Below are 9,202 nucleotides of genomic sequence, written 5' to 3'. Positions count from 1 at the left end.
CTCTTGGAAGCTGGCCCACCCCTACCGCATGACCACCCACAATGGTGAGATCAACACCATCCGCGGCAACGTCAACTGGATGGCCGCGCGCCAGGCCTCCATCTCATCGCCCCGTTTCGGCGCCGACATCACCAAGATCTGGCCGATCTCTTATGAGGGCCAGTCCGACACGGCCTGTTTTGACAACGCGCTCGAATTCCTGGTGCGTGGCGGCTATTCCCTGCCCCATGCCGCCATGATGCTGATCCCCGAAGCCTGGGCCGGCAATCCGCTGATGGATGAGAAGCGTCGCGCCTTTTACCAGTACCATGCTTCCCTGATGGAGCCCTGGGATGGTCCTGCCGCCATGTCGATCAGCGACGGGCGCTATATCGTGGCCACGCTCGATCGCAACGGCCTCAGGCCCGCCCGCTATCTCGTCACCAAGGAAGGCCATGTGGTGCTCGCCTCCGAATCGGGCGTGCTGACCATTCCCGATGAGGACATTGTCGAGCGCTGGCGCCTGCAGCCAGGCCGCATGCTGCTGATCGATCTGGAGCAGGGCCGCATCATCTCCGACGACGAGATCAAGTCGAGCCTGGCCACCGCCAACCCCTATGCCGATTGGCTGGCCCGCACCCAGATCGTGCTCGAAGACCTGCCCGCCGTGCCCCCCAAGGCGCCCGAGCCGACCGAAGCCCTGCTCGACCGGCTGCAGGCATTTGCCTATACCCAGGAAGACTTCAAGCTGCTGATGGCGCCCATGGCCACCACTGGCCAGGAAGCCGTGGGCTCGATGGGCACCGATACGCCCATCTCCGCACTGTCCAACAATTCCAAGCTGCTCTACACCTATTTCAAGCAGAACTTCGCCCAGGTCACCAACCCGCCCATCGACCCGATCCGCGAGGAATCGGTGATGAGTCTGGTCTCCTTTATCGGCCCGCGCCCCAATCTGTTCGACCTCGAAGGCGTGTCCAGGGTCAAGCGCCTCGAAGTGCGCCAGCCCATTCTGACCAATGAGGATCTCGAAAAGATCCGCGGCATTGGCGACATCGCCACCAACCAGTTCAAGACCAGGACGCTGGACATCACCTATCCGGCCGATCAGGGCGCCGCCGGCATGGAAGCGGCCATCGAGGCCTTGTGCCAGCAGGCCGAGGACGCAGTCCGTGGCGAATACAACATCATCATCCTGTCCGATCGCCACATCGCCGCCGACCGGCTCGATATTCCCACTTTGCTAGCACTCGCCGCCGTGCATCATCACCTGATCCGCAAGGGTCTGCGCACGTCCACGGGTCTGGTCGTCGAAACCGGCGAAGCCCGTGAAATTCACCACTTTGCCATGCTGGCCGGTTACGGCGCCGAAGCCATCAACCCTTATCTGGCTTTCGAAGCGCTGCAGGCGCTGCACGCCGAGGGTAATTACCCCGAGGAAGTATCGGCCGACGAAGTCGTCTACCGCTACATCAAGAGCGTCGGCAAAGGTCTGCTCAAGGTGATGTCCAAGATGGGCATTTCCACCTACCAGTCCTATTGCGGCGCCCAGATTTTCGACGCCGTGGGCCTCAACAGTGAATTTGTCCGCAAGTATTTCTTCGGCACCGCCACCTCTATCGAAGGCGTCGGTCTGGCCGAGATCGCCGAGGAAACCGTGCGCCGTCATACGCTCGCCTTTGGCGACGACGCGGTGTTGCGCAAGTCGCTCGATGTGGGCGGCGAATATGGCTACCGCATCCGGGGCGAAAAGCATGCCTGGAGCCCCGAGGTGGTTGCCGATCTGCAGCACGCCGTGCGCACAAGGGACGAAAATCCCGAATCCGCGCAGGAGCGATACAACAGCTTCGCGCAGACCCTGAACTCGGGCAGCAATGGCTATCTGGCCATCCGCAACCTGTTTGAGATTCGCCCGCTCGGCGCGCCGATTGCCATCGACGCGGTCGAACCGGCTGTTGACATCGTCCGGCGTTTTGCCACCGGCGCCATGAGCTTTGGCTCCATCTCGCGTGAAGCCCACACCACCCTGGCCCAGGCGATGAACCGCATTGGCGGCAAGTCCAATACCGGCGAAGGCGGCGAAGAGCCCGATCGCTACAAGCCCCTGCCCGATGGCGGGCGCAATCCGATGCGCTCGGCCATCAAGCAGATCGCCTCGGGCCGCTTTGGTGTCACCACCGAATATCTGGTCAACGCCGACCAGCTCCAGATCAAGGTCGCGCAGGGCGCCAAGCCCGGCGAGGGTGGCCAGTTGCCCGGCCACAAGGTCGACTGGATCGTCGCCAAGACGCGCCACTCCACGCCCGGCGTTGGCCTGATCAGCCCACCGCCGCACCACGACATCTATTCCATCGAGGACCTCGCCCAGCTCATCTACGACCTGAAGAACGTCAATGAGCAGGCCGATGTCTCGGTCAAGCTGGTGTCCGAGGTCGGGGTTGGCACGGTCGCGGCCGGCGTCGCCAAGGCGCGCGCCGATCACATCACCATTTCCGGCTATGATGGCGGCACCGGCGCGTCCCCGCTGACCTCGCTCAAGCATGCCGGCGGGCCCTGGGAGATCGGTCTGGCCGAAACGCACCAGACCCTGGTGCTCAACCGTTTGCGGTCTCGCGTGCGGTTGCAGGTCGATGGTGGCCTCAGGACCGGGCGTGACGTGCTGGTGGGCGCCCTACTGGGCGCCGACGAGTTCGGCTTCGCCACCGCCCCCCTGATTGCTGCTGGCTGCATCATGATGCGCAAGTGCCATCTCAACACCTGCCCGGTTGGCGTCGCCACCCAGGACCCGGTGCTGCGCAAGCGCTTCAAGGGCACGCCCGAGCACGTCATCAACTACTTCTTCTTCGTCGCCGAAGAATTGCGCGGCCTGATGGCCGAACTGGGTGCCCGCACCATCAACGAGCTGATCGGTCGCACCGACCTGCTCGACCAGCGCCAGCTGACCGATCACTGGAAGAGCGCGGGCATTGACCTGACTAGGCTGTTCCACAAGCCGGAACCGCAGGGCGGCGACACGCTCCATCATTCCGAAACCCAGAACCATCACCTGGAATCGGTGCTGGACCGCACGCTCATCGAACGGGCTGCCCCGGCGCTGGAAAACGGCACGGCGGTGCATATCGACCTGCCCATTCGCAGCCGCGACCGCTCGGCGGGCGCCATGCTGTCGGGCGCAGTGGCCCGGAAATATGGCCATGATGGCCTGCTCGATGACACGATTTCGATCAAGCTGAACGGCACGGCCGGTCAGGCCTTCGGTGCCTTCCTGGCCCGCGGCATCTCCATCGACCTGGTGGGCGACGCCAATGACTATGTCGGCAAGGGCCTTTCAGGGGGGCGCATCGTAGTGCGGCCTTCCGACAAGGCCAGCTTCGTGCCGGAAAATTCCATCATTGTCGGCAATACCGTGCTCTACGGGGCCATTGCCGGTGAGTGCTATTTCCGCGGCATGGCTGGTGAACGCTTCGCCGTCCGCAACTCCGGCGCCATCGCCGTGGTCGAAGGCACTGGCGATCATGGTTGTGAATACATGACCGGCGGTGTCGTTGTGGTCATCGGCAAGACCGGTCGCAATTTTGCTGCCGGCATGAGCGGCGGCGTCGCCTATGTGCTCGATGAGGACGAAAACTTCCGCGAACGCTGCAACCTCGCCATGGTCGATCTCGAACCCGTGCCCGAGGAAGAAAACCTCATGCGTCGCCTCCACCACCATGGTGGCGATCTGGAGTGGCATGGCCGCGTCGACATTTCCGGCGACATGAGCCGCCATGACGATGAGCGCCTGCATCAGCTCATCTCCAACCATCTGCACTATACCGGCTCGACCAAGGCCAGGCAGATCCTCGACAATTGGGTCGACATGCGCCCCAAATTCGTCAAGGTCATGCCCGTCGAATACCGCCGCGCCATCCGCGAAATGGAAAAAAAGCGCGCCTCCGGCATGGTCATGGGAGCGGCAGCAGAATGATGATGCTCCTGAAAGCTCAGTCGACACCCTCCCCCCTGCGGGGAGGGCTCAACAGTGCGGGGCGAGAGTCCGGATATCCAGGCTCTCAACGCCCCCTCCCCATCTTCCCCGTCGCGGGGGAGGTGCCGTCTGGTGAACTTGACAAAATCAAGATTCACCGCACCAACGACATCAATTTCCGGGAGACAAGCCATGGGTAAAGTCACAGGCTTTCTCGAGATCGAGCGCGAAGAGCCCCGCTACGAGCCGGCCTCCGACCGTATCCGTCACTTTGGTGAATTCACCATTCCCATGACCGAGGGGCGCATCGTCGATCAGGCGGCGCGCTGCATGGATTGCGGCATTCCCTTCTGCCATGGCGATACCGGCTGCCCGGTCAACAACCAGAGTCCGGACTGGAACGATCTGGTCTATGCCGGCAATTGGGAAGAGGCGGCGATTAATCTGCACTCCACCAACAACTTCCCCGAATTCACCGGCCGCATCTGCCCTGCCCCCTGCGAGGAAGCCTGCACGCTCAACCTCGAAGACGTGCCGGTCACCATCAAGACCATCGAGCAGGCCATTGCCGACCGCGCCATCCGCTCGGGCTGGATCAAGCCACAGATCGCGGCCGAAAAGACCGGCAAATCGGTGGCCATTATCGGCTCGGGTCCTGCCGGTCTCGCGGCAGCCCAGCAATTGGCCCGCGCCGGGCACGACGTGCACCTCTATGAGCGCGAGCCCAAGGCCGGTGGCCTGCTGCGCTATGGCATTCCAGACTTCAAGATGGAGAAGGAGCATATCGACTTCCGCGTCGGGCAGATGGAAGCCGAAGGCGTCACCTTCCACTATGGCGTCAATGTTGGCGTCACCACCCCGCTGGCCGACCTGCAGGCCCGGCACGACGCCGTGCTGCTGTGCGGCGGATCGGAAAAGCCGCGCGATGTCGACGCCCAGGGCGTTGATCTGGCCGGCGTGCATTTCGCCATGCCGTTCCTGGTGCAGCAGAACCGTCGTCTCGGCGGCGAGGATGTGTCGGGCCAGCAGCAACTCACCGCCGCAGGCAAGCATGTCGTCGTGGTCGGGGGTGGCGACACTGCCAGTGACTGCGTCGGCACCTCGTTCCGCCAGGGCGCCATCGCGGTCAGCCAACTCGACGTTCGCCCCATGCCGCCAGAGCTGGAGAACAAGCTGACCAACTGGCCCAACTGGGCGGTCAAGATGCGCACCTCCTCCAGTCAGGCCGAAGGCGCCATTCGCGAATTTGCCGCCGGCACCATGAAGATCCTCGGCGATGCCAAGGGTCAGGTCACCGGCGTCGAATGCGCCCGCGTCGATCGTCAGCGCCAGCCCATCCCCGGCACCGAGTTCATCATCAAGGCCGATCTGGTGCTGCTGGCCATCGGCTTCGCCCACCCCATCCATGAGGGCCTGCTGACCGAACTGGGCGCCAAGTTCGACCCGCGCGGCAATCTGTTTGCCGACACGCTGAGCTACAAGACCACCGTCCCCAAGGTCTATGCCGCCGGCGACATGCGCCGCGGCCAGTCCCTCGTCGTCTGGGCCATCCGCGAAGGCCGTCAGGCCGCCCGCTCTATCGACTTTGATCTGATGGGCAAGACCAATTTGCCACGCTAAAGCGGCGGTGTCGTAACCTGAGGGGTTGCGGCACCGCCGTTTGTTGGCATATTCGCCGCCTGCATTGGCGCAGATCGAATGTGATGTGACCCGGATTGGCCATGACCCAGAAGCCCTATGTCGTCGATGAACTGATCTCGGCCAAGTCCATCGCCGCCCGGGTCGAGGCTCTGGCAAAAGAGATATCCACCCATTACGCCGACACCGACAAGCTCGTGGTGGTTGGCCTGTTGCGCGGCTCGTTCATCTTCATCGCCGACCTGGTGCGCGAGCTCGACCTGCCCGTCGAGGTCGATTTCATGGAAGCCTCATCCTATGGCAATGCCATGGAATCGAGCCGGGAAGTCAGGATCCTCAAGGATTTGCGTGGCGAAATCGCCGGGCGCGACGTGCTGGTCGTGGAAGACATTGTCGATACCGGCTACACCCTCAAGCACGTGCTCGAAATCCTCGAGACCCGCCATCCACGCCGCATGGAAGTCTGCGCCCTGCTCAACAAGCCCAGCCGTCGCGAAACCGACGTGCAGGCCAAATGGGTCGGCTTCGACATCCCCGACAAATTCGTCGTCGGCTACGGCATCGATTACGGTCAGCGCAACCGCAACCTCCCCCATATCGGCGCCGTCCGCTTCACCGAATAGCGTCTAGCGTTCACCAGGGTTTTCAGTGACTTGCGTCGGGTCCTGGCCGACGCCAAAGGCATCCGCCCGCCCGACCGGCGCGCTGACCAGCGCCTCCAGCGGGAATGCTGGCGACACCGGCACCCGGGTCGACAGCAGCAGATCGTCCGCCCGCACCGGCACCCGGCTGATCGGGATCACTGCCCCGGCAATCTCGAGCAGGCGCGTCTGGCCCAGCCCCTGAAATGGCGGCCGCAACATCGCCGCCGCATCGGTGCCGACCAGGGGGTCGGCCACCGCGTTGAGCACCCCACCACCCCGGTAGAAGGTCCGGATTGTCTGGCTCAGATAAAACGCCAGCTTGTCCGATCCCGCCGTGGCAAAATGAATGCCGTCATCCTTGCGCATCTGCGCATTCTGCCCGTTTACATCGGGGCCATAGCTGCTGAACTTGCCGTCCTCGCCCAGAAATCGCTCATAGATATCAAGGTATTCCGCGCCCCCCGAAAAGCTTGCCAGGCGCTGGATATTGGCAATCTGGCTGATGGCCGCCGAATATTGCGTCTTGGCCATTGGGGGCAGTCCAACCCAGATCACCGGCTTGCGCGCCGCCCGCATCTGATCGAGAAAATTCGCCAGCCTGGCCTGATAAACACTGGTCCAGGCCGCGCTGAGCGTCTCCAGTGTTTGCCCGTCTGCCTGGATTTCCTGGCGATCATTAATGCCGATAATGACCACGGCCAGATCAAAACTGTCCGCCGCAATCTCCTCGGCCAGCGCCGCATTCCAGTCATAAAAATCATCGCGGACAAAGCCCGATGAACTTATCCCCTGATTGATCACCACCAGATTGGCATCTTCGGCATACAGCCGCTCCAGCGCCTTGCTCAGATCAATCGCCAGGGAATCCCCGAACACCGCCAGCCGCGTCGCATCCGCCGCCTTTTCCACCCCCACCCTGGGCGGCGGCGCACTGGCCTGGGGCGACTTGGCACGTGGCGCGCGCTGCGGTTGCGTCACAGGGGGGGCCGGCTTGGCGGGTTCTTCGCCAAACAGCAGATCGAACAATGTCCGCCGCTTTTGCGCCTGCGCTACCACTATGGTGTCCGGGCTCTGGGCAAAGGCGGGCGCCACGTCAACCAGGACGAACAACCCCATCAGCACTGCCAGAACAATTCGCACCATGTTCATCTCACCCGCACGACTGCCCTCTCCTAGCAAAATGGCAGCCGACACGCCATCGACCGCACCGCGAGTTTACTGGGTGGCCGCAGCCAGGGCCTCAAAGGCCGCCCTGGTGATAAACCCGTCAGCAACCGCGCCGCGGCTGGCCTGAAACCGCGCATAGGCCTCCTGCGTGATAGGCCCAAGCCGCCCGTCGACACTGCCCTGATAGAGCCCCAGCGCGGCCAGGGCCCGCTGTATCGCCTGCCGCTGGCTCAGATTGGGCAAGCCCGTGCCCCGCGGCCAGTCATCGACAAAGCCGCCCCCGCCCTTGAGGCGATCGGTCATATGCGCCACGCTCAACGCGTAGCTGTCGGAGAAATTATAGCCCTTGAGCACCAGATAGTTCTGCGTCATCAGGAATTTCGGACCATCCTTGCCCGCCGGCACATAGAGGAACACGGCAAGATCGGGGTCGGTGAACGGACGCCCCGCCACCCGTGCAATCCCCCGTTCGGCAAAGAATGACACCGGGCGCATCTGCGTCCGGCTGGCCAGCAGATAGTCAAAGCTCTCGGGCACCACCACTTCCATGCCCCAATCCATGCCCGGCTGATAGCCCAGTGCCCGCAGATACCGCGCACTGGTGGCCAGCGCATCAGCCAGCGAATTGTGCAGGTCCACCTGACCGTCACCATCGCCATCGGTGCCATGCGCCAGCACATTGGATGGATTGACCTGCAAGTGCCCGATCGCGCCGGCCCATGATCCCACCAGTGCATCCGGTGCCAGTTGGTCGCGCTGCAGCAGGAGCAACGCTGCGATCAGATCGGCCTGGTCTTCGACCAGCCGGCTGCGCCGCTGATGCACCAGCGTGGCCAACGACCGGACAATGGGGCGGATCAGCCCGGCATTGCCCAGCACCGCGCCATAGTCGGTTTCCATCCCCCAGATCGCGCCCAGCAAATAGGGATCAACGCCATAGGCATCGCCCACAGCGGCGAACAGCGACTGATTGCGCGTCATTGCCGCCTTGCCGCGCGCGAGGCGACCCGCAGTCACCCGCCCGTCGATATAGTCCCAAATTGGCGTGGTGAATTCGGGCTGGGCCGTGACCAGTTTGGGCACGCGTGGATCGGGCGTCAGCCCGCCCATCACGCGATCGTAGACCCGGCCATCCACACCTGCCGTCACGGCCGTGCTGCGGAAGGCGGTCACAAAACTCTCAAAGCTCTCCACCGGCTGCGCCAGCGTCGCCGATGTCATGCTCAGTGCCAACAATGCGCCAGCCAGAAGCCGCATGAAAATGTCCTCCGGTTAGCGGTTGCGCACCATCAGGTGCTTTTCCCAGGCATAGGCAGAGGCGACGATTTCGGTGAGATCGTCATGCTGGGGCACCCAGCCGAGCAACCTGCGCACCTTCTCGCCGGTCGCGGTGATCGAGGCTGGGTCGCCCGCCCGGCGGGGCGCTTCATCAGCCCGCAAATGGACCCCCGACACCTTGCGCACGGTATCGACCACCTCGCGCACCGAATAGCCCTTGCCATAGGCACAGTTGAGCGTCGTGCTGTCGCCACCACCACGCAAATGCCTGAGCAGCAGCGCATGGGCGGCAATCAAATCGCTGACATGAATATAGTCGCGGATACCGGTACCGTCCGGGGTTTCAAAATCGGTACCGAAAATGTCCATCTTCTCGCGCTGCCCCAGTGCGGTTTGGCAGGCCACCTTGATCAAATGCGTCGCCTCGGGCGAGGACTGCCCACTGCGCCCCTGCGGGTCGGCACCGGCCACGTTGAAATAGCGCAGCACCCCATAGGTCATGGGGTGTGCCGCGGCCACGTCAGCCAAC

At 63.2% G+C, this 9,202-nt stretch carries 6 protein-coding genes; 3 read left to right on the top strand and 3 right to left on the bottom strand.

Features of this window, described 5'->3' with window-relative positions; translation table 11 throughout:
• From gltB to hpt, 3 genes are all read left to right on the top strand, one after another.
• On the top strand, positions 1-3,946 hold a 3,946-nt coding region (gltB, locus tag Q8O80_RS08300; RefSeq protein WP_305578850.1), incomplete at its 5' end, for a glutamate synthase large subunit.
• 192 nt (positions 3,947-4,138) lie between these two features.
• Complete coding sequence (locus tag Q8O80_RS08295; RefSeq protein WP_305578848.1) at positions 4,139-5,566, top strand: glutamate synthase subunit beta; 1,428 nt, start codon at positions 4,139-4,141, stop codon at positions 5,564-5,566.
• 101 nt (positions 5,567-5,667) lie between these two features.
• On the top strand, positions 5,668-6,207 hold the full coding sequence (gene hpt, locus Q8O80_RS08290; RefSeq protein WP_305578846.1) for a hypoxanthine phosphoribosyltransferase: 540 nt from the start codon (positions 5,668-5,670) through the stop codon (positions 6,205-6,207).
• Between the two features lie 3 nt (positions 6,208-6,210).
• Here the strand turns inward: hpt and Q8O80_RS08285 are convergent, their stop codons facing one another.
• From Q8O80_RS08285 to Q8O80_RS08275, 3 genes are all read right to left on the bottom strand, one after another.
• The gene (locus tag Q8O80_RS08285; RefSeq protein ID WP_305578844.1) at positions 6,211-7,371 is read right to left on the bottom strand and encodes a DUF459 domain-containing protein; all 1,161 of its coding nucleotides are present in this window, start codon (positions 7,369-7,371) and stop codon (positions 6,211-6,213) included.
• Positions 7,372-7,443: 72 nt separating this feature from the next.
• Entirely contained in the window at positions 7,444-8,652 is a 1,209-nt protein-coding gene (locus Q8O80_RS08280; protein ID WP_305578842.1) for a lytic murein transglycosylase, read from the bottom strand.
• A 15-nt stretch (positions 8,653-8,667) separates the two neighbouring features.
• On the bottom strand, positions 8,668-9,202 hold a 535-nt coding region (locus Q8O80_RS08275), incomplete at its 5' end, for an NAD-dependent epimerase/dehydratase family protein (protein ID WP_305578840.1).

The organism is Devosia sp., assembly GCF_030689745.1.
In the GTDB taxonomy this organism is placed as follows: domain Bacteria; phylum Pseudomonadota; class Alphaproteobacteria; order Rhizobiales; family Devosiaceae; genus Devosia; species Devosia alba.
Note: the sequence above shows the minus strand (reverse complement) of the source record. Positions and strands in the feature narration are given on the sequence as shown.

Coding starts and splice junctions, on each gene's coding strand:
- Q8O80_RS08295 (WP_305578848.1), top strand. CDS start 4,139: ATGGGTAAAGTCACAGGCTTTCTCGAGATCGAGCGCGAAGAGCCCCGC.
- hpt (WP_305578846.1), top strand. CDS start 5,668: ATGACCCAGAAGCCCTATGTCGTCGATGAACTGATCTCGGCCAAGTCC.
- Q8O80_RS08285 (WP_305578844.1), bottom strand. CDS start 7,371: ATGGTGCGAATTGTTCTGGCAGTGCTGATGGGGTTGTTCGTCCTGGTT.
- Q8O80_RS08280 (WP_305578842.1), bottom strand. CDS start 8,652: ATGCGGCTTCTGGCTGGCGCATTGTTGGCACTGAGCATGACATCGGCG.